Genomic DNA, 24,439 nt, shown 5'->3' with positions numbered 1-24,439 from the left:
GGCGCACCGCGGATCGGCTGCGGCGGCCAGGTGGGCTGATGCTTGTATCCGTTCATATTTGAACGCATCGTTCATATCTGGCGATACGATAGCCCGCAAAGCTGCCGGCGCGTCAAGGACGGAATTGCAACGGCGGCGCGGGCGACCGCGGATTTCATGCTTGACCTGGGCGTGGCCGTTCCCGTAGCGTTGTTCTCATATGAACGATCTGTCCATATATGAACGATCCGGATGGGGCGCAGGCCGACAGGCGCGGGACGGCGATGCGCGCGCTTGAAGGCCGCACCGTGCTGGTCACCGGCGCGGCCCGCGGCGTCGGGCGCGCGCTGGCGGAAGCCTGCCTCGCCGCCGGGGCGCGGGTGGTGATCGCGGATGTGCTGCAGGAGGCGGGGCGCGCGACGGCGGCGCAGATCGGCGCACGCTTCGTGCCCGTGGACCTGGCGGACCCCGACAGCATCGCGGCGATGGCCGACAGCATCGCGCGCACCGAAGGCGTGCTGCACGGGCTGGTGAACAACGCCGCGATCGCCACGGGGATCGGCGGGCCGGACTACGACGCGATCGAGATCGGCACCTGGGACCGCGTGATGAGCGTGAATGTCCGCGGCACCTGGCTCGTGACGCGCAACGTGGGAAAGCTGCTGGCGGCGAGCGGCAGTGGGCGGGTGGTGAACCTCGCTTCCGACACCGCGCTGTGGGGCGCGCCGCGCCTGCTGGCCTATGTCGCGAGCAAGGGCGCGGTGATCTCCATGACGCGCAGCCTGGCGCGGGAGATGGGGCCGCGCGGCATCGGCGTGACCGCCGTGGCGCCGGGCATCCTGCGCAACGAGGCGACGGACTACGTGCCGGCCGAGCGGCATGCACTCTACGAGAAGGGCCGTGCGGCGCCGGGCGCGATGGTGCCGGAGGACATCGCGCCGACCGTCGTGTTCCTGCTGACGCCGGGCGCACTGGCGGTGACCGGGCAGGTGCTGCCGGTGAACAACGGTTTCGTCTTCGCATGAACCGCCTGACGGTCGCCGGCACCGCCCTGCTGCATCGCCCGGGCACCGGCCCGACGCTGGTGCTGCTGCACGGCATCGGCAGCGACGCGGAAAGCTGGCTGCCGCTGATGGAGGCGCTGCCGGCGGCGTGGAACCTGCTGGCATGGTGGGCGCCGGGCTATGGCGCCTCGGCGCCGGTTTCGCCGGAGTCGCCGACGCCGGAGGACTACGCCGCACGGCTGGCGGAGATCGTCTTCGGCATGCGCCTGCCGCCGGCGCTGGTGGTGGGCCATTCGCTCGGCGCGCTGTTCGCGGCGCGCTTCGCGCTGCGCTGGCCGGACCGCGTGGCGGCGCTGGCGCTGCTCTCGCCGGCACTGGGCTACGGCGTGGCACGGGGTGCGGCGCTACCGGCGGCGGTGCAGGCGCGGATCGACGATCTTCTTGCGCTGGGGCCTGCCGAGTTCGCGGCGAAGCGCGCGGCGCGGCTGGTGCACCGGCAAGCGGCGCTGGCCGGGGTGCAGCGCGCCATGGCGCTGGTGAAGCCCGAGGGCTACGCGCAGGCGGTGCGCGCGCTGGGCGCGGGCGACCTGCTGGCGGATGCGGCGAAGCTCGTGATGCCGGCGCTGGTGGCCTGCGGCGAGCAGGACCTCGTCACACCGCCCGATAATGCGCGCCGGCTGCATGCCGTGCTGCCCGCGGGCAGCACGCTGCGCCTGATCGCGGATGCCGGGCATGCGATGCCGCAGGAAGCGCCGGACGCCCTGGCGCCTCTGCTGAAGGAGGCGGCGCATGTCTGAACTGGCCGAGGGCGCCTATCTCTCGCCGCCGGTGCAGCGCGCGACGAAGCTGCTGCGCCGCATCGCGGAGGGCGACCGCGTCACCAACATGTCCCGCACGGCGCGCGAGCTGGAGATCAGCCGCACCACCCTGCTGCGCCTGCTGCACACGCTGGAAGCCGAGCGCTTCATCGAACCGGCGGGCGATGCCGGATGGCGGATCGGGGCGGGGCTGATCGGGATCGCCGCGCATGCCTTCGCCTCCGGCGACCTGGCGGAAGCGGCGCAGCCGGTGCTGCAGCGCCTGGCGGAGCAGGTGGGCATGTCCGCGCATCTCGGCGTGCTGGACGGGCGCGAGGTGGTCTATCTCGTGCGGCGCACGCCGAATGCGTCCTTCGTGTCGAACATCCGCGTGGGATCGCGACTGCCGGCGCATGCCGCCAATATGGGCCGGATCATGCTGGCGCATCTGCCGGAGGCGGAGGTGCGGGCGCTGTATGCCGGCGTGCCGATGCCGGCCTCCACCGCGCACACCGCGACGACGGTCGGGGGGCTGCTGGCGCGGCTGGTGCAGGACCGGGAGGCGGGGCTGGCCTGGAGCGACGGGCATTTCGAGCCGGGCATCGCCTCGGTCGCCGCGGCCGTGCGCGACGCGACGGGGCGGCCCGTGGCGGCGATCAATGTCAGCGGCCAGGCCGCGAGTTTCGAGGCGAACCGCGCGCGCATCGGCGCCGCGGTGGCGGAGGCGGCGGCGGAGATTTCCGGGCGCCTCGGCTTCATCCTGCGGAAGGTCGCGTGATGGATCTGGGTTATGCGAACCGCGTCGCGGTGGTGACGGGCGGCACATCCGGCATCGGGCTGGCGACGGCGAAGCTGCTGCTGGCAGAAGGCGCGCGCGTGGCGATCTGCGGGCGGGATGCGGCGCGACTGGACGCGGCGAAGGACACGCTGCGTTCCGAGCGGCTGCTGGCGATGCGCTGTGACGTGCTGGATGCGGCACAGGTCGCGGACTTCGCGCAGGCCGTCGCCGAATGGGGCGGCGGGTCGCTGGACCTGCTGGTGAACAATGCCGGGCAGGGGCGCGTCTCGACCTTCGGGAACACCAGCGATGCGGATTGGCGGCAGGAGCTCGACCTGAAGTTCTTCTCGCAGATCCTGCCGATCCGTGCGTTCAAGCCGATGCTGGACAAGGCCGCGGCGCCGGCGATCGTGGCGGTGAATTCGCTGCTCGCGCTGCAGCCCGAATCGCACATGGTCTGCACCAGCGCGGCGCGGGCGGGCGTGCAGAGCCTGATGAAGTCGCTGGCGACGGAATTCGCGCCGCGCATCCGGGTGAACTCGATCCTGCTCGGCCTGGTGGATTCCGGCCAGTGGCAGCGCCGCTTCGCCGCGCGAGCGGACCAGAGCCAGACGCGCGATCAGTGGTACGCCGCGCTCGCGAACGAGAAGAAGATACCGTTGGCGCGCCTGGGGGAGCCGGAGGAGCCCGCGCGGGCAATCCTGTTCCTCGGCTCGCCGGCGGCGAGCTACATCACCGGCGCCAGCCTCGAGGTTTCGGGCGGCGTCTCGCGGCACATCTAGGACGGGTTCGATGGACGCCATCGTGGATACTGCGCTGGAACAGCCGGTCGGCGACCTCATCGCCGCGGCGCTGGCCGATCTCGGCGTGACGCATGCCTTCGGCGTCATCTCCATCCACAACATGCCGATCCTGGACGCCATCGCGCGCCAGGGGCGCATCCGCTTCGTGCCCGCGCGCGGCGAGGCCGGCGCGATGAACATGGCGGATGCCTTCGCGCGGGTGACGCGGGGGCTCGGCGTGTGCATCACCTCCACCGGCACGGCGGCGGGCAATGCCGCGGGCGCGCAGGTGGAGGCGCTGACGGCGGGCAGCCCCGTGCTGCACATCACGACGCAGATCGACCGCCCCTTCATGGACCGCGACCGCGCCGCGATCCACGACGTGCCGCGCCAGCCGGACATGCTGCGTGCGATTAGCAAGCAGGTGGTGCGCGTGTGGGAGCCGCACCAGGCGGTGGATGCGCTGCTGGCCGCGTCGCAGGCCGCGCTGAGCGCGCCGAGCGGGCCCGTCTCGCTGGAGATTCCCGTCGACGTGCAGCGCGTGGCGATGCGCGGGCGCGCGATGCCGGCGCGGATCGCGCCGCAAGCGGTGGTGCCCGATGCGCGGCTGCTGGATGCGCTGGCTGAGCGTGTGCTGCGCGCGGAGCGGCCGATGCTGTGGCTCGGTGGCGGGGCGCGCGGCGCGGCGGAAGCGGCGACGGCGCTGGTGGAGCGCGGCATCGGCGCGGTGACCAGCACCAATGGCCGCGCCGTGGTGCCGGAGGGGCATCGCTGGAGCCTCGGCGCCTTCAACATGACGCCGGATGCGCAGGCTGTGTACGACGCGGCCGACCTGATGCTGGCGGTGGGCTCGCGCCTGCGCGGCAACGAGACGCGCAACAACGCGATGCGCCTGCCGCCTCTGCTGCAGGCCGATGCGGATGCAACGCAGGCGGGGCGCAACTATCCGGTCGAGCTGTTCGTCAGCGGCGATGCGCGGCTCGTGCTGGAAGGGCTGCTGGCGCGGCTGCCGGCGAAGCTGGCCACGGATTTTGCGTTCCTCGACGCCATCGGCGCGGCGCGCGCGAAGGGCGAGGCGGCACTGAAGACAATGCTCGGGCCCTATGCGGCTGTGGCGGAGGCGATCTCGGCGCGCGTCGCGGAAGGGCGGCCCTGGGTGCGGGACGTGACGATCTCCAACTCCACCTTCGGCAACCGTTTCGTGCGGCTGGCGGCGCCGGAATACGGCGTGCATGCGCTGGGCGGCGGCATCGGGCAGGGCATCGCGATGGGCATCGGCGCGGGCATGGCCGACAAGGGCAAGGCGATCGTGCTGGTGGGCGACGGCGCGGCGCAATTGTCGCTCGGCGAATTCGCCACCGCGGTGGAGAGCGGGACGGAGGCCGTCTTCGTGCTGATGAACGACCGCGGCTATGGCGTGATCCGGAACATCCAGGATGCGCAGTATGGCGGCCGGCAGCACTACGCCTCCATCCTCACGCCCGATTTCGCGCTGGTCTGCAAGGCGGTCGGGCTGCCGCATGCGCGGGTCGCGCGGGCCGAGGAGTTCGGCGCGGCGCTGGATGCGGCGCTGGCGGCGGCGGGGCCGCGCATGATCGAGGTGGACATGGTCGCGATCGGGCCCTTCGCCGAGAGCTTCGCGGGACCGCCGGCCGGCGCGGCGGGGTCCGTGCGATGAAGCTCGGCCTGATCGGCGCGGGCGGCATGGCGGCGACGATGCTGGACGCCATCGGCGCCCATGAGCCGCGCCTCCTGGATCACCTGGCGGTGCTGGTGCGCGACCGCGCGCAGGGCGAAGCACTGATCGCGGCGCAAGGCGGCTGCGCGCGGGGCACGAGCGTGCACACGGATCTCGACGATTTCCTGCACAGCGGCGCGGGGATGGTGTGCGAATGCGCGGGCCATGGCGCGGTGAAGCAGCACGGCGCGGCGGTGCTGGCGGCGGGGCGCGACCTCGTCGTCGCTTCCACCGGCGCGCTGGCGGATGCGGCGCTGCTCGATGCGCTGAAGGCGGCCGCGGTGCAGGGCGGAGCGCAGCTGCTGCTGCCGGCGGGCGCGGTGGGCGGGATCGACGCGCTGGCGGCGGCGCGGCTGCTCGGCACGCCGCGCGTCACCTATATCGGGCGCAAACCGCCGCGCACCTGGACGGGCACCAAGGCGGAGGCGCTGCTCGATCTGTCCGCGGTGACGGAGCCGACGACCTTCTATGAGGGCGCAGCGCGCGAGGCGGCGCGCGACTTCCCGCAGAACGCGAATGTCGCGGCGACCATCGCGCTGGCGGGCGTGGGGTTCGAGGCGACGCGGGTGCGGCTGGTGGCCGATCCCACCATCAGCGCCAACGTGCATGAACTGGACGTGGAGAGCGAGGCCGTGCGCTTCGCGATCCGTCTTGTGGGCGTGCCCTCGCGGAGCAATCCCAAGACCTCCCTGACGGCGGGGCTCAGCATGGCGCGCGCGGTGCTGAACCGCGACGCGGTGGTGGTGGTGTGATGCCGGACACGCTGCCCCAATCCGCAAGCATCGCCACGACCGGTCGCCGCCCGCTGCGCATCAGGCGCATGACGTGGGAGACGCCGGGCGTCGTTTCACTCGATCTTGTCGCGCCGGATGGCTCGGCGCTGCCGGCCTGGGAGCCGGGCGCGCATCTCGACCTGCATCTGCCGGGCGCGCCCGTGCGGCAATACTCGCTGTGCGGCGATCCGGCGCAGCGGGACACCTGGCGCGTTGCGGTGCGGGAGGTGGCGGGCGGGCGCGTCTCCGGCCTGGTGCACAAGGCGCTGCGGCCGGGGGCGCTGGTGGAGGCGGAAGGGCCGCGCAACAATTTTCCGCTCGTTCCCGCGCCGCGCTACCTGTTCGTGGCGGGCGGCATCGGGATCACGCCGATCCTGCCGATGCTGCGCGCCGCGAAGCAGGCGGGCGCGCAGGCGACGCTGCTGTTCTGCGCGCGCAGCGCGGCGGAGGCGCCGTTCCTCGACGAGGCGCGTGAGTTCACCGACGTCGTCACGCACTGCACGGATGACGGCACGCGGCTCGACGTGGCGGTGCGGCTCGCGACGCCGGAAGCGGACACGCTGGTCTATTGCTGCGGGCCGGAACGGCTGATGAATGCGGTGGAACAGGCGAGCTCGGCCTGGCCCGAGGGCAGCGTGCGCTTCGAATGGTTCACGCCGCGCAGCCGTCCCGAAGGCGAGGGCTCCGACGGGTTCGAGGTAGTCTGCGCGCAGTCGGGGCTGACGCTCACCGTCGCGCCCGGCGTCTCCGTGCTGCAGGCGCTGCGCGACGCGGGGCTGGACCGGCCCTCCTCCTGCGAGCAGGGCGTGTGTGGCACCTGCGAATGCCGCGTTCTGGAAGGCGGAGTGGATCATCGCGATTCCATCCTGTCGGCCTCCGAGCGCGCGGCGAATGACGTGATGATGACCTGCGTGTCGCGCGCCAAGGGCGCGCGCTTGGTCCTCGACATCTGAACAGGGAGCAGGACGATGGCGACCTACCGCTTCCCCTATCTCGATCCGCACCAGTCCCGCATGCGCGAACCGACCGACTGGGAGATGGCGCTGGCTGGCGCGATCGAGCAGGCCTTCGGCAACGGGCATCACGAATTGCCCGCGCTGGTCGCGGCGCTCAACGCCTCGCGCGTGCGGCCGCGCGACGGCGGCGCCTGGACCGAGGAAAGCTTTTGCGCGCTGATGCGCGAATTGGGAGCGTGAGGCGATGAGCAGCGTGCTGGAACGCCCCGCCGCGGGGCTCGCGACGCCGACCGACAAGGAGGTGCAGGCCGCGCTCGCCACGGGCCTGCGGAACCGCTGGTATCCCGTGCTGCCGAGCCGCTTCGTGGAGACGGGCGGGCGACCCGTCGGTCTCACGCGCCTGAACGAGAGAATCGTGCTGTGGCGGGACGTGCAGGGGGCGGTGCATGTGCAGACGGATCGCTGCCCGCATCGCGCGGTGCCGCTCTCGCGCGGGATGAACGAGGGCGACCGTCTTCGCTGCGCCTATCACGGCGTGGAAGTGGGGCCGGATGGCACGGTGCTGGCGGTGCCGGGCCAGCCGGGCTGCCCGCTGGAAGGGCGCAAGGCGGTGAAGACCTTCCCCGCCGTGGAATGCGCCGACGCCATCTGGGTGTGGTTCGGCGATGCGCTGCATGCGGAGGCCGCACCGTTCAACCCGCCGGAACAGCTCGCCGGCGGCGAATGGGGCAGCTTCTGCTGCTATGCGGATTGGAACGCGTCCTGGCGCTACATCTACGACAACCTGATGGACCCGATGCACGGGACCTTCCTGCACGCCAATTCGCACACGATGTACCAGGGCGACACGCAGGCCACCTTCGTCACGCGCGACACGCCGCAGGGCTTCGTGTTCGAGAAGGCGGGCCAGCGCGACGTGAACTTCGACTGGTCGGAGTTCCTGGACGATGGCGCGCTGTATGTGCGGCTGGAGATCCCCTATCCGAAGACCGGCGGCCCCGGCGGGAATTTCGGCATCGTCTCCGTCATCACGCCGATCGACGAGACCAACTCCGCCTGCTTCTTCTTCCGCGTGCGCAAGGTGGAGGGCTGGCAGCGCGACGTCTGGCGCTTCCTGTACCGCACCAAGCTGGAGCCGCGGCACTGGCACGTGCTGGAGCAGGACCGCGAGATGATGGATGGCTGCGGCCTGGGGCTGGAGAAGCACGAGATGCTCTACCAGCACGATGCCGGGCTGATCCGCCTGCGGCGCTACCTGGCGAAGGAAGCGCGCGGGCAGTTGATGGCGCTGAAGGAAGCGGGGAAGGCATGAGCGCGCCGCATCCATCGCGCCAGCAAGCCCCCATCGCGATCCTCGGTGGCGGAATCGGCGGCCTCGTCGCCGCCATCGCGCTGCGCAAGGCGGGGCGCGAGGTGATGGTGTTCGAGCAGGCCTCGCGCTTCTCGCGCGTCGGCGCCGACATCAACCTGACGCCGAATGCCGTGCGCGCGCTGGACGGGCTCGGCCTCGGCGGCGCGCTGCGCGAGACGGCGGCGCGGCCGCGCTTCCGAATCAGCCGCATGTGGGATACGGGCGCCGAGACCTCGCGCCTGCCGATGGCGGACGCGGCGGAGGAGAAATACGGCGCGCCGCAGCTCACCCTGCATCGCGCGGACCTGCTCTCCGCGCTGGAAGCGGCGCTGCCGGAGGATGCGATCCAGCTCGGCCGCCGTGCGGTTGAAGTGGTGGAGGAAGGCGACCACGCCAGCATCCGCTTCGCCGATGGGCGGGAGGAGCGGGTGCAGGCGCTGGTCGGCGCGGACGGCATCCATTCCGTCGCGCGCACGGCGCTGCACGGAACGGAGCATCCGCGCTTCACCGGCGTGGTGGCGTTCCGCGCGGTGGTGCCGCGCGCCAGGCTCGAGGGCCAGCCGAATCTCGACAGCTTCACCAAATGGTGGGGGCCGAATCCGCACAGCCAGATCGTCACCTTCCCGCTCAATCGCGGCGAGGACATCTTCATCTTCGCGACCATCGGGCAGGAAAGCTGGCGGCACGAGGGCTGGACGCAGCCGGGCAGCGTGGAGGAGTTGCGCGACCTCTATGCCGATTACCACCCGGAAGCGCGCGCGCTGCTGGATGCTTGCGACGCCGTGCTGAAGACCGCGCTGTGGGAACGCGATCCCCTGCCCTTCTGGTCGCGCGGCCACATCACGCTGCTGGGCGATGCCGCACATCCGATGCTGCCCTTCATGGCGCAGGGCGCCTGCCAGGCGGTGGAGGATGGCGTGGCGCTGGCGCGCTGCGTGCAGCAGGCGCCGGATCTGCCCACCGCCTTCGCGGAGTACGAGCGCATGCGCCTGGCGCGCACCGGGCGCATCCAGATCGGCTCGCGGCAGAACCAGTGGCTGCGCGAAGGCGGCAATGCCGACTGGGTCTATGGCTACGATGCGTGGTCGGTGCCGCTGGGCGTGCCGGCCCTGATGGAGAATTGAGATGAAGCGTCGCACCTTCCTCGCGCTCGGCGCGGGCTTCGCGCTGCCGGCGCATGCGCAGGGCGTGCCCGCGGGCTTCCCGAACCGCGCGATCACGCTGGTGGCGCCCTTCACGCCGGGCGGCCCGATCGACGTGCTGGCGCGCGTGCTGGCGCAGGGCTTCCAGCAGCGCAGCGGCGTGGTCGCCTCCGTCGACAACCGCACCGGCGGCGGCGGCACGATTGGCATCGACCTGGTGCGCCGCGCACCGGCGGATGGCACGACGATGCTGGTGATCCCCGCGGGCAACCTGACGATCAGCCCGACCATCATCCGTAACCTGCCCTATGACGTGGAGCGCGACTTCGCGCCCGTCTCGATGATGGCGACCACGCCGAACGTGATCGTCGGTCCCGCGGACACGCCGCTGCGCACGCCACAGGCGCTTGTTGCGGCGGCGAAGGCGCGGCCGGACAGCATCGCCTATGCGTCCTCCGGCGTCGGCAGCCAGTTGCACCTGCTGATGGAGCTGTTCCGCAGCAAGGCGGGGATCGAGCTGCAGCACGTGCCCTATCGCGGCACGACGCAGGCGCTGACCGATCTGCTGGGCGGGCGCGTGCAGCTGCTGTCGAGCAACCTGCCGGTCGTGCTGCCGGGCATCCGCGAGGGACGGCTGCATGCGGTGGCCGTGACCACGGCGCGGCGCGTGCCCCAACTGCCGGATGTGCCGACCCTTGCCGAGAGCGGCTTCGACATCGACGTCACCTCCTGGTACGGCCTGCTGGTGCCGCGCGCGACGCCGGACGCGACGGTGCGCGCGATCACCGCGACGACGGAGACGGTGCTGCGCGCGCCGGAGGTTGGCAACACGCTGGCGAACCAGGGGCTGGAGATCGTTTGCGAGCCGCCCGAGGTCTTCGCCGCGCGGCTGAAGCGCGAGACGGCGCTGTGGGCGGAGATCATCCGCGCCCGCGGCATCACCGCGGGCTGAGGAGCAGGACGATGGGATTCTCGGGCGTGGACGCCGTGGTCTTCGGCGTCGCCGACATGCAGGAGGCGCAGCGCTTCTGCGAGGATTGGGGGCTGCATCGCGTCTCCGTGGCGCCGGACCGCCTGGTCTATGCTACGCGGGACGGCGGCGAGGTGATCGTGCGGCCGAAGGATTCTCCCGACCTGCCGCCGGCCATCGAGGCGGGCAACACGGTGCGCCAGGTGATCTGGGGCGCGGAGGACGAGGCGGCGCTGGCGGAGTCGCTCGGGCGGCTGAAGGAGGCGGGCGCGCTGGTGATGGGCGCGGATGGCGCGCCGGCCGCGGTGGATCCGAACGGGCTGCATCACGCCTTCCGCGTGAGCCGGCGGCGCGCCGTGCAGGTGACGCCGACGCCGGTGAACGCGCCGGGCAATCCGGGCCGCATCGACCGGCGATCCCCGGTGCATGACCATGCGGACCCGATCAAGCTGGGCCACATCGTGCTGTTCGCCGCCGATTTCGCGGCGATGCGCGATTTCTACACGCGGGCGATGGGCTTCATCGTGTCCGACGAATACCCCGGGCATGGCGTGTTCCTGCGCTGCAAGCGGCGCGGCGAGCACCACAACGTCTTCGTCCTGAACCGGCCCGGCAAGCCTGGCGTGAACCATGTGGCCTTCACGCTGACGGACGTACATGAGGTGATCGGCGGCGGCATCGCGATGGCGCAGAAGGGCTGGAAGACCGAGATCGGGCCGGGGCGGCATCCGATCTCCTCGGCCTATTTCTGGTATTTCCACAATCCGCTGGGGCCGCCGCTGGAATACTACGCCGACGACGATTTCTGCACGGAAGCCTGGCAGGCGCAGGAATGGACGCGCAAGCCGGAGCTGTTCGCGGAATGGGCGATCGCGGGCGGCATCGACGGCACCACGCGGCGGCAAGTGGTGGCGGTGGACAACAGCGGGCGCGGGCATGCGTGATGCGGCCTGAGCTGCGCCGGATCATTGCCGCGGAAGCGCAGCGCCGGCGCAACGGGCGCTGCCCGGCAATGATGCATTCGCTGGGAACGGGCGAGAGTTTCTCCTTCGTTGCACGCGAGGACGGGTTCGTGGATGCGGCGAGTGGCATCGAGGTGCGCTCGGAAGCGGATCGCATCCTGCTGCCGGATGGCACGGCGATCCTGTTCGCGCTGGACGGGGATGTGGGATTCGCGGGGTACGATCCGGTCTCGCGCGAACGCTTCACGGGGCGCGGGGCCGCGGGCGCCTCGGTGACGATCTACGATGCGCGGGGGGATTTCTTTCAATACGCGATGCTGGAGTGGGAGGGGGCGTAGGCGGCGCGCCGATGGCGTAGGATGGCGCGGCCCCCACCCCATCCCTCCCCCGCACTGCGGGGGAGGGAGGCTCTGAGCGGCGCAGGGTTGCTCCGATCTCAGGCCGCTTCGAATTGCACGCTCTCGGCGGCCGCATCGCCCACCACGCACCAGGCGGTGCAGGGGCCGATGCCGGTGTTGCGGAACCAGTGCCTGCGGCTGGCGGGATTCAGCACGAGGTCGCGCGGGCCGAGTTCCATCTCGACCGTCGCGCCATTTTCCTCCCAGCCGACGACGAGATTGCCCTCGAGCACCATCAGCGCGTCTTCCACGTCGCGGACATAGGGGCGGACGCCGGCGCCGGCGGGGATCTCGTACATCTCCTTGCGGCAGGTGTCGCTCTCCACGCCGCCGGGGCCGACATAGACGCGGCGCTGGAAGCCGGCGGCCTCGCGGATCGGCGCCTGCTCGGTGTGGCGGATCACGTTGCGCGCCATCTGCTGCTGCAGCGGATGATCGCCATTGGGATCGAAGGGGATGGTCTTGCCGGGCGCGGCGCCGAAGCTGCGGGCCAGCGCGGGATCGGTGCCGAGCTTCGGATGATACAGATAGCGCGGCGGCAGCGGCTTGCCGACATCGACGCTGATGCTCATCAGCACTGGCTCGATCCCGTCGTTGCGGAAGCCGTGGCCGACGTCGCGGGCGTTCAGGATCATGTCCTTCGGGCCGAGCTTCACCTCGCACACCTCGCCGTCGCGTTCCCAGCCCACGGTCATGACGCCGGCGATGATGAGGAAGCTCTCCTCGATCTCATGCGCGTGGCAGGCGGCGTAGTTGCCGACAGGCTTGTGGATCAGGCTGACGGTGAAGTGCTCCGGCGCGAGCGTGCCGGGCTCGCCGACCTTCGGGCTGCCGCCGGCGCCGACATAGCGCATCTGCGCGCGGGCGAGTTCGGGGTAGCCGCGGTTGGAGGGGAAGGCGTCCCAGTCGAAGCTCTTCTGCGTGTGCCGCACGACATTGCCGCGCAGCGCGGCGGCGAGCGGCGTGGGGGTGGGCTTCGTCATCACGTTCATGGTGCGTCTCCTCGGCGTGGATGGGCTGGGGTTTCCATAGCGTCAGGCCGCGCTGCGGCGTAGGCTGCGTTTCATGGGCAAAACACCCCCGGCCAGGACACCCGTGGATCCGCAGGACCGCTACCTGGTGCCGGGCCTGGTGCGCGGGATGGAGGTGCTGGCGGCCTTCACGCCGGCGGCGCCGCGGCTGACGCAGGGCGAGATCGCGGCCGCGCTGGGCGTCACGCGCTCCGCCATCTTCCGCGTGGTCTACACGCTGACCGAGCTCGGCTTCCTGCTGCATGACCCCGCCAGCGGGCGATACGCGCTGGGGCCGGCGCTGCTGCGGCTGGGGCATGGCGTGCTGCCGGCGCGCGACGTGATCGGCGTGGCGCTGCCGGTGCTGGAGGCGCTGCGCGACGCCACCGGCTGGTCCGCGCATCTCGGCGTGCTGGAGGGGGTGGAGGTGGTCTATCTGCTGCGCGTGCCGGCGCGGCGGGGGCTGCGCAGCATCGTGCATGTCGGATCGCGCCTGCCCGCGCACGCCACCGCGATGGGGCGGGTGCTGCTTGCCGGGCTGGAGGAGGCGGCGCTCGCCGCATTGCTGCGGGCGGCGCCACCGCGGCGGCTGCCGCTGCCCGCTTTCGCGGTGCTGGCGCGCCAGGCGAGGGCGGACCAGGCGCGCGGCCATGTGATGCAGCTCGGCAGCTTCGAAGCCGGCGTCGCCTCGATCGCCGCCCCGCTGCGCGATGCGGCGGGCAGCGTGGTGGCCGCCATCAACCTCTCCGCGCGGCTGTCCGATGCGGCGGAGCCGAAGCGGCGCGCCACGCGGGATGCGCTGCTGGCAGCGGCGGCGGAGATCTCGGGGAGCCTCGGTTTCGCGGGCTGACAGCGGAGCCCGAGCGACGCCCGCGCGTTGGCCTCCTGGATGCGAGGAGGACAGGCGATGGCCAAGCGCAACGAACTGCCCCGCCACGACGATCCGACCGAGATCGATCCGCGGCCGCAACCGGCCTCCCGCCGCGGGCCGGGGGCTGCCGGCGCGCAGCGCAAGCAGGACATCGATGCGGGCGTGGCGGGCGACAAGGTCGGCATGTTCGACCCCGGCATGGCGGATGGCGACACGGGCGCCGAGGCGGCCGGCACCCCCACCCCGCCGGAGATGATCCGCCGCGACCGCGAGATGCAGCGCATGCCGGATGCGCCGCATGGCGATCCCGGCAGGGAGATGGCGCTCGGCAAGGGCGGGATGATCGCGGCGGTGTTCGGCGCGCTGGTCGCGCTGGGCCTGATGGCGACGCTGTTCGGATAGCGCGGCGGGAGGTCACAGCCGGCGCAAGCTGTTATAGGCTGCCTTCCATCCTTGGGAGGCGGCGATGCGCAAGCTGCAGTCGCAGGGCGTGCACCACATCACGCTGGTGGGCGCGGACCGGCAGACCTCGATCGACTTCTGGGAGGGCGTGCTCGGCATGCCCTTCATCTTCGAGCAGCCAAACCTGGATCGCGCGAGCGAGAGCCATCTGTATTTCGACCCCGGTGACGGGCGGCTGATCACCATCTTCACCGACGAATCGCGCAAGGCCGATCCGCGGCGCACGCCGACGGAGCCGGGCTGCGTGCACCACATCGCCTTCGCCGTCTCCCGCGCGACCTTCCTGCAGGCGGTGCAGCGGCTGGACGAGCGCGGCATCCGCCACAGCGGCGTGAAGGACCGCGGCTTCATGGACTCGATCTATTTCGAGGATCCGCTGGGGCTGCTGGTGGAACTCGCCAGCTACCGCTTTGAGCCGCCGCAGGGTGCCACGCATGTGGACGTGCTGTTCGAGGCGCATCGCATCCGCGTCGCGCGCGGCGACCCGAACATCGCGGAGATCCACCTGGCCGACGCGATCGAGGCGCTGGTGGCGCAGCGGCAGGAATCGCTTTCGGCGGACCGCGCGCCGAAGCATCCGTACTGAGAAGGAACAGCAGCAACCATGTCCGAGCTCAAGCTCAGTGTCATCAAGCCCAGCGTGAACAACATGGCGGTGCGCGTGTTCCTGCGCGTGGCCGGGCTGCCCTTCACGGAAGTGGACGCCTATGGCCAGACGCGCACGCCGGACTTCTCGGCGCGCAACCCGTCGCATCTGACGCCGCTGCTGGAGGATGCCGCGCTGCCCAAGGGCGTGCTGTGGGAAAGCTGCGCCATCATGCAGTACCTGGCGAACCGGCACGGGCTGGAGAGGCTCTACCCGACCGAACCCGGAAAGCGCGCGATGGTGGACAGCGCGATGTTCTACCTGACGGGCACGCTGTACCCCTATCTCGCGCGCGCCTGCTATCCGAAGCTCGGTTTCCCGCTCTATCCCGGCGAGGTCGGTGCGAGCGATGCCGATGACGCGGCGAAGGAAGCGGCGCGGCAGGCTTCGGTGGCGGCGCTGGCGAAGCCGCTGGAGGTGTTCCGCGACTTCTACCTCGGCGGGCAGCGCTTCATCGGCGGCGACGCGCCCTCCATCGCCGATATCCGCTTGGCGGCGACGCTCGAATTCCTTGCGGCCATCGACTATCCGCTGCCGGATTGGGCGAAGGGCTTCCTGCACGCGATGGAGAGCAGCCTCGGTGCGGCCTACAGCGAACCCGCGGCGGATGTGCGCGGCTATATCGGCTGGGTGAAGTCGCAGAAGGGCTGACGGCTTGCCTCCTGCTCCCGCGGCGCGGATGATCGCCGCGGGACGACAAGGGAGGATCTTTGCAATGAAGCGCTCGGAATTCCTGCGCAGCATCGCGGCCGGCACGCTGGCCGCCGCGGGCGGACTGCCGCATGTCGCGCGTGCGCAATCGACCGATGCGGACACGCTGCGCGCGGGCATCAAGCTCAGCCCCACCTCGATGGATCCGCATTTCCGCCTGTCGGGCGAGCAGAACGTGCTGCGCGCGCTGCATGCGCGCCTCGTCGGCATGACGCCGGACGGCAAGCCGGAGCCGGGCGTCGCGGATGCCTGGCAGCCGGTGGAGGATGGCCGGGCGTGGGACTTCCGGGTGCGCGACGGTGCGAAGTTCAGCGATGGCAGCGCCATCACCGCTGACGATGTCGCCTACAGCCTGGCGCGGGTCCCGACGATCACCGGCTCGGCCGGCGCCTACCACATCTTCGTCCGCGCCATCACGCGGACGGAGGTGCGGGATGCGCGCACGGTGCGCATCCACACGGCGAACCCCTACCCCTTCATGGTCGAGGACATGACGGAGATCGCGGTGCTGTCGAAGGCGCTCGGTCCCGATCTCAAGACGGCGGATTTCAACGCGCAGAAGGTGAAGGTGTTCTCCGGCCCGTACACGCTGGAGGATTACCGCTTCGGCGAGTTCGTGGCGATGAAGCGCAACCCGCATTGGTTCGGCGCGAAGCCCGATTTCGCGCAGGCGAACCTGAAGGTGATCCCGACCGATTCCAGCCGCGTCGCGGCGCTGCTGGCCGGGGACGTGCAGGCCATCGACGAATTGCCGGTGGCGGATGTGCCTCGGCTCAGGCGGGACGCCGCGCTCAACGTCACGCAGATCGCGGGCATGCGCGTGATGTATGTGGCGATGGACATGGACCGCGATGCGAGTCCCTTCGTCCGGGACAGCAATGGCCAGCCGATGACCCGCAATCCGCTCAAGGATGCGAAGGTGCGCCAGGCGCTGTCGATGGCGATCAATCGCCAGGCGATCGTGGAGCGGGTGATGGACGGCACGGCGACCGTCGCCTCCAACCTGCTGCCCGAGGGCACGCCGGGCACGTCCTCGGCGCTCGGCGTGACGCCCTTCGATCCCGACAAGGCGAAGCGCCTGCTGGCGGAGGCGGGCTATCCGAACGGCTTCCAGCTGACGATCCACGCCACCAACGACCGCTATCCGAATGACGAGAAGGTGGCGCAGGCGATCGCGCAGTTCTGGACGCGCATCGGCGTGCGGACGGATGTGGTGACGATGCCGAACGCGGCGTATTTCCCGGCCGCCGCGCGACAGACCTTCAGCGTGATGGCGGCGCAGTACGGCGCGGACAACGTGAGCTACGCCTATCGCGCGCTGGTGCACACCTTCGACCGCGACCGGGGGCTCGGCACCGCGAACCGCACGCGGCATTCCAGCCCGCGCGCGGATGCGCTGGTGGCGCAGGCGCTGACGGAGATGGACGAGGCGAAGCGCAACGCGCTGCTGGCGCGCGCGGCGGATGTCGCGATCGGGGAGGAGGCGATCATCCACATGATCTATCACCCGGCGTATCTCTACGCCGCGCGCAAGCCGCTGTCGGTGACGCCGTACTACAACGGGGCGTTCCTGCCGCAGGCGGTGAAGAAGGGCTGATTCGCGCGGAGGCTGTCGGCGCGTGCGGCTGATCGGGGGCGGGCTGTCGGCGCGGAAACGGGAAGGTCGGTCGGGCCCCCACCCCGACCAGCCTGCGTAGGCGGCGGCAGCCCGCCGCAACTCCGGCCTCCGACGCCTTTGGCGTCGAAGCCCCCGCACGGCGGGGGAGGGAGTGTTCGCGGGTTTCCGCTCAGCGCGCCCTGGCCAGCACGCGCTGGGCGGCGCGGAGGACCGGCAGGTCGACCATCTTGCCGTCCACCACGCAGACGCCGCCCGCGGCCGCGTCCATCGCGGCGGCGATGCGGCGGGCCCAGTCCACCTGGGCTTCGCTCGGCGTCAGCACGGATTGGATCGGCGCGACCTGCTTCGGGTGGATCGCCAGCTTCGCGGTGAAGCCCAGCGCCTGCACGCGGCGCGTCTCCTCGGCCAGGCCGGCCTCGTCGGCGATGTCGAGGAAGGGCACGTCCAGCACCGCACGCCCGCCCCGCGCGGCCGCGGCCACCAGCATGGCGCGATGCACCAGCAGCGGCTCCCACGCCACCGCGCAGCCGAGATCGGCGGAGAGATCGACGCCGCCGAATCCCAGCGCGGCGCAGCCCTCCTCCATCGCGATGGCGCCGGCGCGCGCCAGGCCCTCCGCGCTCTCGATCAGGGCGATGAGCTGGGGCGGCCGCGGGGCGCGGGCGAAGGCGCGGCGTACGACCGAAAGCTCCTCCGGCGCCTCCACCTTCGGCAGCATCAGGAAGTCGGGCGCGGCGGCGGCGATCAGCGCGGCGAGGTCGGCGATGCCCTCGGGCGTCGGCAGCGGGTTCATGCGGATGCCGAGCGCAACGCCGGCCGGCGGGGCGGGGCGGTCCAGCACGGCGGAGCGGGCGGCCGCCTTCTCGCCGGGCGGCACCGCATCCTCCAGGTCGATCACCACCGCGTCGGCGCCGGTGGCCAGCGCCTTGGCGAAGCGGTCCGGCCGGTGGCCGGGGACGAAGAGGATGCTGCGGGCGAGGGCGATGTCGGGCGTGCTCATGGCCTGTTGAGTGCCAGAGTTGCGGCCGCGGCGCAGCCCCCGCCCGCAAGCGCGACAATTGCCACCTTGACATGGTCGGAGGATGGCTTAACTGCGCTTTCAGAAATTTCTGAAATTCGTGGCTGGCAACGAAAAGGCTGACAACGACAGCGCGCCGAGCGACCGGGACACAATGCAGCTTCCACCCCTCATCCAGGCCTTCGTGCTGCATTTCGGCGAGATGGGTAGCCGCTGGGGCATCAACCGCACCGTCGGGCAGATCTACGCGCTGCTCTATGTCTCGCCGCAGCCGCTGAATGCCGACCAGATCGTCGATGCGCTCGGCGTCTCCCGCTCCAATGTCTCGATGGGGCTCAGGGAGCTGCAGGCCTGGAACCTGGTGAAGGTGCGCCACATCCCGGATGACCGGCGCGACCATTTCGCGACACCCGGCGATGTGTGGGAGATCCTCCGCGTGCTGGCGGAGGAGCGGAAGAAGCGGGAAGTGGACCCCACCCTCTCCGTGCTGCGCGAATTGCTGATGCAGGCGCCGGCGAGCGAGGCCGAGCGCCACGCCCAGGCCCGCATGGCGGAGATGCACGGGCTGATCGAGCAGCTGACGAACTGGTACGAGGACGTGAAGAAGCTGGAGACGGAGCGGCTGGCGCAGCTTCTGGCGCTCGGCTCGCGCGTCGCGCGCCTGGTGGAGGCGACGGACAAGGTCGTCTCGCTCGGACGCCGGAAGAAGGACACGAGATGATGGAAGCGCTCACCCTCGCCCGCATCCAGTTCGCGGCCAACATCTCCTTCCACATCCTGTTCCCGACCATCACCATCGCGCTGGGCTGGGTGCTGCTGTTTTTCAAGCTGCGCTTCAACGCCACGGGTGACGGGAAGTGGATGGACGCCTACCGCTTCTGGGTGAAGGTCTTCGCGCTGTCCTTCGCGCTCGGCGTCGTCTCCGGCATCACCATGAGCTTCCAGTTCGGCACCAACTGGCCGGGCTTCATGGAGAAGGTCGGCAATGTCGCGGGGCCGCTGCTGGCCTATGAGGTGATGACCGCCTTCTTCCTGGAGGCGACCTTCCTGGGGATCATGCTGTTCGGCTGGCGCCGCGTGCCGGGCTGGGTCCACACCACCGCCACCGTGCTGGTCGCCTTCGGCACGACGATGAGCGCCTTCTGGATCCTGGTGCTGAATTCCTGGATGCAGACGCCGGCCGGATTCGAGCTGCGCGACGGCGTGGTGCATGCGACCGACTGGTGGGCGATCGTCTTCACCCCCTCCATGCCCTATCGCCTGACGCATATGCTGATCGCGTCGGGGCTGACCTGCGCCTTCCTGATCGCCGGGATTTCCGCCTTCCGCTGGCTGCGCGGGGACCGCGCGCCCGCGGTCGCGGCGGCGCTGCGCACGGCGGTGGTGATGGCGGCGGTGCTGGCGCCGGTGCAGGCCTTCGTCGGCGACCAGCACGGGCTGAACACACTGGAGCATCAGCCGGCCAAGGTCGCGGCCATGGAGGGACACTGGCACACCGGCGGCAACGTGCCGCTGATCCTGTTCGCCATCCCAGACGAGGCGACGCGGTCCAACCGCTTCGAGGTTTCCATCCCGCACGGCGCCAGCCTGATCCTGACGCACAGCCTGGATGGCGTCGTGCCCGGTCTCGACCAGTTCGAGGGCAAGCATCCGCCTGTGGCGCCGGTGTTCTTCGCCTTCCGCATCATGGTCGGCGTCGGCGTGCTGATGATCGGCTTCGGGCTGCTCGGCGCCTGGTTCCTGTGGCGGCGCGGCGCGCTTCCGACGCTGCTGCTGCGCGGCTTCGTCGCGATGACCTTCGCGGGCTGGGTGGCGACGCTGGCGGGCTGGTATGTGACGGAGATCGGGCGGCAGCCCTGGCTGGTCACGGGCGTGCTGACCACGGCGGAGGCTGTGGGGCCGGTGCCGGCGGGCGCGGTCGCCTCCACCCTCGTGATGTATCTGGTGCTCTATGTGCTGCTGCTGGTGGCCTATATCGCCACCCTGTTCCGCCTGGCGGCGAAGGGGCATGTCGTGGAGCACCTGCCGGGCAACCAGCCGCTGCCGGCGAGCGCATGATGCGCTTCGTCGAGCGCACGCCCAAGCGGCCGGCGCCGCCGGCCGAGCGACCGGATGGTCGCCGCCGCTCGTGCGGCGAGCCAAGCCGGCGAAGGCCGGCGCCGGCGCTTGAGCGCGGCGCCGCGCATGCGGCGACGCAGGAGATGACTCCATGACGCCGTTCCTTCCCGCCGACGACCTGGCGCTGGTCTTCGCCGCGCTGATGGCGATCTCGGTGCTGGCCTATGTGGTGCTGGACGGCTTCGACCTCGGCGTCGGGCTGCTGATGCCCGCGGTGCCGGAGGAGCGCGACCGGGACCGCATGGTGGCCTCCATCGGCCCCTTCTGGGATGCCAACGAGACCTGGCTGGTGCTGGGCGTGGGGCTGCTTCTGGTGGCCTTCCCGACCGCGCATGGCATGGTGCTGACCGCGCTCTATCTGCCGGTGGCGCTGATGCTGGCGGGGCTGATCCTGCGCGGCGTCGCCTTCGAGTTCCGCGCCAAGGCAGCGACGCCCGTGCACAAGCGGCGCTGGGACCATGCCTTCATCGGCGGCTCGGCGCTGGCGGCGCTGACCCAGGGCTGGATGCTCGGGCGCTACGTGCTGGGCTTCGCCGAGGGTTTCGGCGCGCTGCTGTTCGCGGCGCTGTCGGCCCTCGGCGTCGCGGCGGCCTATGCCTTCATCGGCGCCTGCTGGCTGATCTGGCGGACCGAGGGTGACTTGCAGAAGCGCGCGGTCGCCTGGGCGCGGCGGACGCTGTGGGTGGTTGCAGCGGGGATCGTCGGCGTGTCGGTCGCGACGCCGCTGGCCTCGGCACGGATCATGGCGCGCTGGTTCGAGATGCCGAACCTGTTGCTGCTGGCGCCGCTGCCGCTGGCGACCTTCGCGCTGATCGCCGGGCTGGCTGCGCTGCTGCGGCACATGCCGCTGCCGGGCGACGCGCTGCGGCGGCTGCCCTTCTGGGTGGCGGTGGGGCTGTTCTGCCTGTCCTTCGCGGGGCTCGCCTGGTCGTTCTTCCCCTACATCGTGCCGGAGCGGCTGACGCTGTTCCAGGCGGCGAGCGCGCCGGAGAGCCTGACGATCATCCTGGTGGGCGCGGCCTTCGTGCTGCCGGTGATCCTGGCCTACACGGTGCTGGCCTGGCGGGTGTTCGGGGGCAAGGCGATGGATCTGCGCTACGATTGAGGGCGTTGCGCGGGGGTCATGGCCATGCCTGTTCGGTTGGTCTTGCCCCCACCCCGGCCTGCCTTCGTAAGCGGCGGCCTGCCGCCGCAACTCCGGCGTCCGACGCCTTCAGTGTCGGCCCCCCCGCACTGGCGGGGGAGGGAGAAGGGGCTGGAGCGGGAAGCGCGGCCAGCATGATCTCCGCAAGCGCGGCGTAGGCGCGGTCCCAGGCGGCGGCGTGGGCCTGGGTGAAGGCGGGGCCGAGGCGGTGGTCCAGGGTCCACAGCAGCGCCTCGCCGACGCCGGCGTAGTGTTCCGGCTGCGCGCCGTAGCCGACATGGCGGCGCGCCAGGTCCGACAGCAGCGGCTGCAGCGCGGCATGGTCGTGCAGCCGCGCGACGATCACGCCGAGCATGCTCATCAGCTTCGTGCATTGCGGCCCGATATCCTCGGGGAACAGCGCGCGCAGGCCCGGCTGCATCGCGAAGAGGCGGTCGTAGAAGGTCTCGGCGCCATCCTCGCCCAGTGCGGCCAGGGCGCGGAAGCTGGCGCGGACGAGGTCCAGCTCATCCTCGTCCAGCGCGGTCATGCCGCGAGATCCAGCGGCGGTGCCGCGGCGCACGGAGTGAACGCGCGGGAGAAACTCTCGCGCAGCCAGGCGATGGTCGCCTGGATGCGGGCCATCTGGATCGTGTCGGGATGCGCGTGCAGGTGCAGCACGCGGGTGAGTTCCGGCGGGCCGGGATCGACCCGCTCGAGCAGCGGATCGCCCTCGGCGAGGCACATCGGCAGCAGGCCCTTCGCGAGCCCGCCGCGGATGCCGGCGAGGATCACGCTGGAATCGGTCGCGGTCAGCACGAGGCGTTCCTCGGCGCCGCGGGCGCGCTCGGTCCAGCGGGTGGGGGCGCGGCGCGGTGCCTCGTCGTCCCAGAAGGCGGCCCAGCCGAGTTTCGACGCATCGGCGCCGCGCGGCTTGTAGATGGCGTAGGGCACCTCGCCGAGGCGGATGGCGAATTCTGTGTGGTCGGGCGGCATCTCGAACCACAGCGCGATCGCCGCCTCGCCGCGCGCCAGGCTGCGGCGCAGCGCGCCGCCGATGGTGCGGATGTCGAGATTCGGGTGCCGTGCGAGCAGCGCGGGCAGCGAGGTCTCGACCAGGCGCACCATCGTCCAGGGGTTGCCGATGATGCGCACGAGGCCGGACGGCCCGCGGTCGGCGGCGGCGACGGCATCGGAGAGCTGCAGGGTGCGCGCCTCGATCTCCTGCGCGCGGGCGATGGCGGCTTGGCCGGCCTCGGTCGGGGTGAAGCCGAACTTCGAGCGGATGAAGAGGATGGCGCCGAGCTCGGCTTCCAGCGCGGCCAGCCGGCGGCCCGCGGTGGACTGGTCGATGTTCAGCATCGCCGCGCCGCCGGTCAGCGTGCCGGCGCGGCCGATGGCGAGCAGCACCTTCAGGTCGTCCCAGTTGCCGGTCATCGTGGCCTCCGGCCGCATCGGGGCGGCAGGGGCAGGATAGGCGTCGGCCGGTCGCGGCGTCCGTTTCGGTTGTTTCGCGCGGTTGCGCCGGCGCGGGGTCCCGGCGACGTCGTTCCGAAACCGGCGCGCGGGATCGTGATGCGCGGGGCGCGCCAAGGCGCCCCGCCATCCCGCCTCAATCCAGCGTCGCGCCGGCGAGCTGCACGATGGCCGGCCAGCGCGCGGCTTCCGCCCGCACCAGCGCCGCGAATTCCTCGGGCGTGCCGCCGCGCAGCTCGAAGCCCTGGCGGGCGAGGCCGTCGGCGACCTCGGGCTCGCGCAGCGCCGCCAGCAGCGCGGCATTGAGCCGCCGGACCACCGGCTCCGGCGTGCCTGCCGGCGCCAGGATGCCCTGCCAGGTGACCACGTCGAAGCCGGGCAGGCCCTGTTCGGCCACGGTCGGCACCTCCGGCAGCGCCGGGTTGCGGGCCAGGGAGGTGACGGCAAGCGCCTTCAGGCGGCCGCCGCGGATATGCTCGATGGCGGCGGGCAGGGTGACCAGCAGCGCCTCCACATGGCCGGCGACGACGTCGATCACGGCGGGGCCGCCGCCGCGATAGGGCACATGGGTGAAGCGCACGCCCGTCCGCTGCGTCAGCACGGCGCCGGCCAGGTGGCCGATGGAGCCGTTCCCCTGGGAGGCCATGGTCATCCGCCCATCCGCCGCGCGCGCCGCCGCGATGAAGGAGGCGAGGTCGGTCGCGGCGTGGCGTGGATTCACCACCAGCACCTGCGGCGCGCGGACCAGCTCGGCGATCGGGGCGAAGTCGCGCACGGGATCGTAGCCGATGCGGCGGTAGAGCGAGGGGTTGATCGCCAGCGGGTCGGAGCCGACCAGCAGGGTGTGGCCGTCGGGCCGGGCGCGGGCCACCAGCTCGAAGGCCAGGTTGCTGCCGGCGCCGGGGTGGTTCTCCGCCACCACGGGCTGGCCCAGCGCGGGGGTGATGGCGCGGGCGAAGGTGCGGCCGAGGATGTCGAGGCTGCCGCCCGGCGCGACGGGGATCACGATCCGCACCGGGCGGTCAGGCCAGGCGGGCTGGGCGAGGGCGGGACGCGGCAGCGCGGCGGCGCCGAGCAGGCCGAGGAGGGATCGCCGGGACAGCGCCGGCGCGGGGGTCTGGGGTGTGTTCATGGAAATGTTTTCTGCACGACGGCCGAAACCCTGCAAGCGAAAGATTTTCGTGCTACGAACGCTCCAGTTCACACGGCTGGAGTTCCACCATGTCCGCCACCGCGGAGTTGGACCGCATCGACCGCGAGATCCTGCGCCTGCTGATGCAGGACGCTTCCCGTTCGCTGGCGGAGATCGCGCAGGAGGTCGGGCTGACGCCGACGCCCTGCTGGAAGCGCATCAAGCGGATGGAGGAGCAGGGCGTCATCACCGGCCGCGTCGCCATCGTGGATGCGGCGCGGGTGGGGCTGCCGATCTCGGTGTTCGTGGCGGTGGAGACGGGCGATCACTCGGCGGACTGGATCGCCCGCTTCGCCGCGGCGGTCGAATCCATGCCGGAGATCGTGGAGTGCTGGCGGCTCGGCGGCGACGTGGACTACCTGCTGCGCGTGGTGGTGCCGGACATGGCGGGCTACGACGCCTTCTACCGCCGCTTCGTGGCGGCGGTGCCGGCGCTGCGGAAAGTGACCGGGCGCTTCGCGATGGAGCGGGTGAAGGGCACCACGGCGCTGCCGATCTGAGGCGTCGGCCTCCGCCCGCGGGTCATTGCCGTCCCAATATCGATCTGCCGTGCCGGTTTCGTCG

The 24,439-nt window shown here is 71.3% G+C and carries 27 protein-coding genes; 22 read left to right on the top strand and 5 right to left on the bottom strand.

Annotation, left to right across the window (positions count from 1 at the left end; translation table 11 throughout):
• Positions 1–218: 218 nt before the first annotated feature.
• Genes E4T13_RS24825 through E4T13_RS24765 form a run of 13 tightly spaced genes read left to right on the top strand, consistent with a single transcriptional unit; the run spans position 219 to position 11,570 of the window.
• Positions 219–1,004 (top strand): SDR family oxidoreductase, encoded by a 786-nt coding sequence (locus E4T13_RS24825; RefSeq protein WP_240791280.1) that lies wholly within the window; start codon positions 219–221, stop codon positions 1,002–1,004.
• Positions 1,001–1,780, top strand: coding sequence for an alpha/beta fold hydrolase (locus tag E4T13_RS24820; RefSeq protein ID WP_137181056.1), 780 nt, complete (start codon positions 1,001–1,003; stop codon positions 1,778–1,780). Before E4T13_RS24825 ends, E4T13_RS24820 begins: the two co-directional genes overlap by 4 nt.
• Positions 1,773–2,558 (top strand): IclR family transcriptional regulator, encoded by a 786-nt coding sequence (locus E4T13_RS24815; RefSeq protein ID WP_137181055.1) that lies wholly within the window; start codon positions 1,773–1,775, stop codon positions 2,556–2,558. The genes E4T13_RS24820 and E4T13_RS24815 overlap by 8 nt, the downstream gene beginning before the upstream one ends.
• Complete coding sequence (locus E4T13_RS24810) at positions 2,558–3,340, top strand: SDR family oxidoreductase (RefSeq protein ID WP_137181054.1); 783 nt, start codon at positions 2,558–2,560, stop codon at positions 3,338–3,340. The genes E4T13_RS24815 and E4T13_RS24810 overlap by 1 nt, the downstream gene beginning before the upstream one ends.
• A gap of 10 nt (positions 3,341–3,350) precedes the next feature.
• Complete coding sequence (locus E4T13_RS24805) at positions 3,351–5,018, top strand: thiamine pyrophosphate-binding protein (protein ID WP_137181053.1); 1,668 nt, start codon at positions 3,351–3,353, stop codon at positions 5,016–5,018.
• A complete protein-coding gene (locus E4T13_RS24800) occupies positions 5,015–5,830 on the top strand; it encodes an aspartate dehydrogenase (RefSeq protein ID WP_137181052.1) in 816 nt (271 codons plus the stop codon). The genes E4T13_RS24805 and E4T13_RS24800 overlap by 4 nt, the downstream gene beginning before the upstream one ends.
• The gene (locus E4T13_RS24795; RefSeq protein WP_170985233.1) at positions 5,830–6,804 is read left to right on the top strand and encodes a PDR/VanB family oxidoreductase; all 975 of its coding nucleotides are present in this window, start codon (positions 5,830–5,832) and stop codon (positions 6,802–6,804) included. The genes E4T13_RS24800 and E4T13_RS24795 overlap by 1 nt, the downstream gene beginning before the upstream one ends.
• A gap of 15 nt (positions 6,805–6,819) precedes the next feature.
• Complete coding sequence (locus tag E4T13_RS24790; RefSeq protein ID WP_137181051.1) at positions 6,820–7,047, top strand: recombinase-like helix-turn-helix domain-containing protein; 228 nt, start codon at positions 6,820–6,822, stop codon at positions 7,045–7,047.
• Positions 7,048–7,051: 4 nt separating this feature from the next.
• Positions 7,052–8,119 carry an aromatic ring-hydroxylating dioxygenase subunit alpha gene (locus tag E4T13_RS24785; RefSeq protein ID WP_137181050.1) on the top strand — a complete coding sequence of 356 codons (1,068 nt, stop codon included), beginning with the start codon at positions 7,052–7,054 and terminating at the stop codon, positions 8,117–8,119.
• The gene (locus tag E4T13_RS24780; RefSeq protein ID WP_137181049.1) at positions 8,116–9,282 is read left to right on the top strand and encodes an FAD-dependent monooxygenase; all 1,167 of its coding nucleotides are present in this window, start codon (positions 8,116–8,118) and stop codon (positions 9,280–9,282) included. Before E4T13_RS24785 ends, E4T13_RS24780 begins: the two co-directional genes overlap by 4 nt.
• 1 nt (position 9,283) lies before the next feature.
• Positions 9,284–10,252 carry a tripartite tricarboxylate transporter substrate binding protein gene (locus E4T13_RS24775; RefSeq protein WP_137181048.1) on the top strand — a complete coding sequence of 323 codons (969 nt, stop codon included), beginning with the start codon at positions 9,284–9,286 and terminating at the stop codon, positions 10,250–10,252.
• A gap of 11 nt (positions 10,253–10,263) precedes the next feature.
• Positions 10,264–11,214: a VOC family protein gene (locus E4T13_RS24770; protein WP_137181047.1), complete on the top strand. Its 951-nt coding sequence runs from the start codon at positions 10,264–10,266 to the stop codon at positions 11,212–11,214.
• Entirely contained in the window at positions 11,214–11,570 is a 357-nt protein-coding gene (locus E4T13_RS24765; RefSeq protein ID WP_137181046.1) for a hypothetical protein, read from the top strand. Before E4T13_RS24770 ends, E4T13_RS24765 begins: the two co-directional genes overlap by 1 nt.
• Before the next feature lie 98 nt (positions 11,571–11,668).
• Here E4T13_RS24765 and E4T13_RS24760 read toward each other — a convergent pair whose 3' ends face one another.
• On the bottom strand, positions 11,669–12,622 hold the full coding sequence (locus E4T13_RS24760; RefSeq protein WP_137181045.1) for a cupin domain-containing protein: 954 nt from the start codon (positions 12,620–12,622) through the stop codon (positions 11,669–11,671).
• 73 nt (positions 12,623–12,695) lie between these two features.
• On the opposite strand from E4T13_RS24760, the gene E4T13_RS24755 reads away from it, so the two are divergent.
• The 5 genes from E4T13_RS24755 to E4T13_RS24735 all read left to right on the top strand — a co-directional run bounded on the left by E4T13_RS24755 (position 12,696) and on the right by E4T13_RS24735 (position 16,927).
• A complete protein-coding gene (locus tag E4T13_RS24755) occupies positions 12,696–13,490 on the top strand; it encodes an IclR family transcriptional regulator (protein WP_137181044.1) in 795 nt (264 codons plus the stop codon).
• A 57-nt stretch (positions 13,491–13,547) separates the two neighbouring features.
• Entirely contained in the window at positions 13,548–13,913 is a 366-nt protein-coding gene (locus E4T13_RS24750; protein WP_137181043.1) for a hypothetical protein, read from the top strand.
• Between the two features lie 64 nt (positions 13,914–13,977).
• Positions 13,978–14,559: a VOC family protein gene (locus tag E4T13_RS24745; RefSeq protein WP_137181042.1), complete on the top strand. Its 582-nt coding sequence runs from the start codon at positions 13,978–13,980 to the stop codon at positions 14,557–14,559.
• An 18-nt stretch (positions 14,560–14,577) separates the two neighbouring features.
• Positions 14,578–15,270: a glutathione S-transferase family protein gene (locus tag E4T13_RS24740; RefSeq protein ID WP_137181041.1), complete on the top strand. Its 693-nt coding sequence runs from the start codon at positions 14,578–14,580 to the stop codon at positions 15,268–15,270.
• A 64-nt stretch (positions 15,271–15,334) separates the two neighbouring features.
• The gene (locus E4T13_RS24735) at positions 15,335–16,927 is read left to right on the top strand and encodes an ABC transporter substrate-binding protein (RefSeq protein ID WP_170985232.1); all 1,593 of its coding nucleotides are present in this window, start codon (positions 15,335–15,337) and stop codon (positions 16,925–16,927) included.
• 190 nt (positions 16,928–17,117) lie between these two features.
• Here E4T13_RS24735 and E4T13_RS24730 read toward each other — a convergent pair whose 3' ends face one another.
• A complete protein-coding gene (locus E4T13_RS24730) occupies positions 17,118–17,948 on the bottom strand; it encodes a CoA ester lyase (RefSeq protein ID WP_137181039.1) in 831 nt (276 codons plus the stop codon).
• A gap of 172 nt (positions 17,949–18,120) precedes the next feature.
• Between E4T13_RS24730 and E4T13_RS24725 the strand changes: the two genes are divergently transcribed.
• The 3 genes from E4T13_RS24725 to E4T13_RS24715 all read left to right on the top strand — a co-directional run bounded on the left by E4T13_RS24725 (position 18,121) and on the right by E4T13_RS24715 (position 21,189).
• Positions 18,121–18,687, top strand: a complete 567-nt coding sequence (locus tag E4T13_RS24725) for a GbsR/MarR family transcriptional regulator (RefSeq protein WP_137181038.1) — start codon at positions 18,121–18,123, stop codon at positions 18,685–18,687.
• Positions 18,687–20,024, top strand: a complete 1,338-nt coding sequence (locus E4T13_RS24720) for a cytochrome ubiquinol oxidase subunit I (RefSeq protein ID WP_137181037.1) — start codon at positions 18,687–18,689, stop codon at positions 20,022–20,024. The genes E4T13_RS24725 and E4T13_RS24720 overlap by 1 nt, the downstream gene beginning before the upstream one ends.
• A gap of 151 nt (positions 20,025–20,175) precedes the next feature.
• Entirely contained in the window at positions 20,176–21,189 is a 1,014-nt protein-coding gene (locus E4T13_RS24715) for a cytochrome d ubiquinol oxidase subunit II (protein ID WP_137181036.1), read from the top strand.
• 16 nt (positions 21,190–21,205) lie between these two features.
• Here E4T13_RS24715 and E4T13_RS24710 read toward each other — a convergent pair whose 3' ends face one another.
• The 3 genes from E4T13_RS24710 to E4T13_RS24700 all read right to left on the bottom strand — a co-directional run bounded on the left by E4T13_RS24710 (position 21,206) and on the right by E4T13_RS24700 (position 23,815).
• On the bottom strand, positions 21,206–21,757 hold the full coding sequence (locus E4T13_RS24710; protein WP_137181035.1) for a globin domain-containing protein: 552 nt from the start codon (positions 21,755–21,757) through the stop codon (positions 21,206–21,208).
• The gene (locus tag E4T13_RS24705) at positions 21,754–22,644 is read right to left on the bottom strand and encodes a LysR family transcriptional regulator (RefSeq protein ID WP_170985231.1); all 891 of its coding nucleotides are present in this window, start codon (positions 22,642–22,644) and stop codon (positions 21,754–21,756) included. Before E4T13_RS24705 ends, E4T13_RS24710 begins: the two co-directional genes overlap by 4 nt.
• A gap of 175 nt (positions 22,645–22,819) precedes the next feature.
• Entirely contained in the window at positions 22,820–23,815 is a 996-nt protein-coding gene (locus E4T13_RS24700; RefSeq protein WP_137181033.1) for a tripartite tricarboxylate transporter substrate binding protein, read from the bottom strand.
• Positions 23,816–23,904: 89 nt separating this feature from the next.
• Here E4T13_RS24700 and E4T13_RS24695 point away from each other — a divergent pair, with 89 nt between their 5' ends.
• A complete protein-coding gene (locus tag E4T13_RS24695; protein WP_137181032.1) occupies positions 23,905–24,375 on the top strand; it encodes an Lrp/AsnC family transcriptional regulator in 471 nt (156 codons plus the stop codon).
• The last annotated feature ends 64 nt before the right edge of the window (positions 24,376–24,439 follow it).

It is taken from the genome of Roseomonas sp. AR75 (genome assembly GCF_005222815.1).
Taxonomy (GTDB): Bacteria; Pseudomonadota; Alphaproteobacteria; order Acetobacterales; family Acetobacteraceae; genus Falsiroseomonas.
Note: the sequence above shows the minus strand (reverse complement) of the source record. Positions and strands in the feature narration are given on the sequence as shown.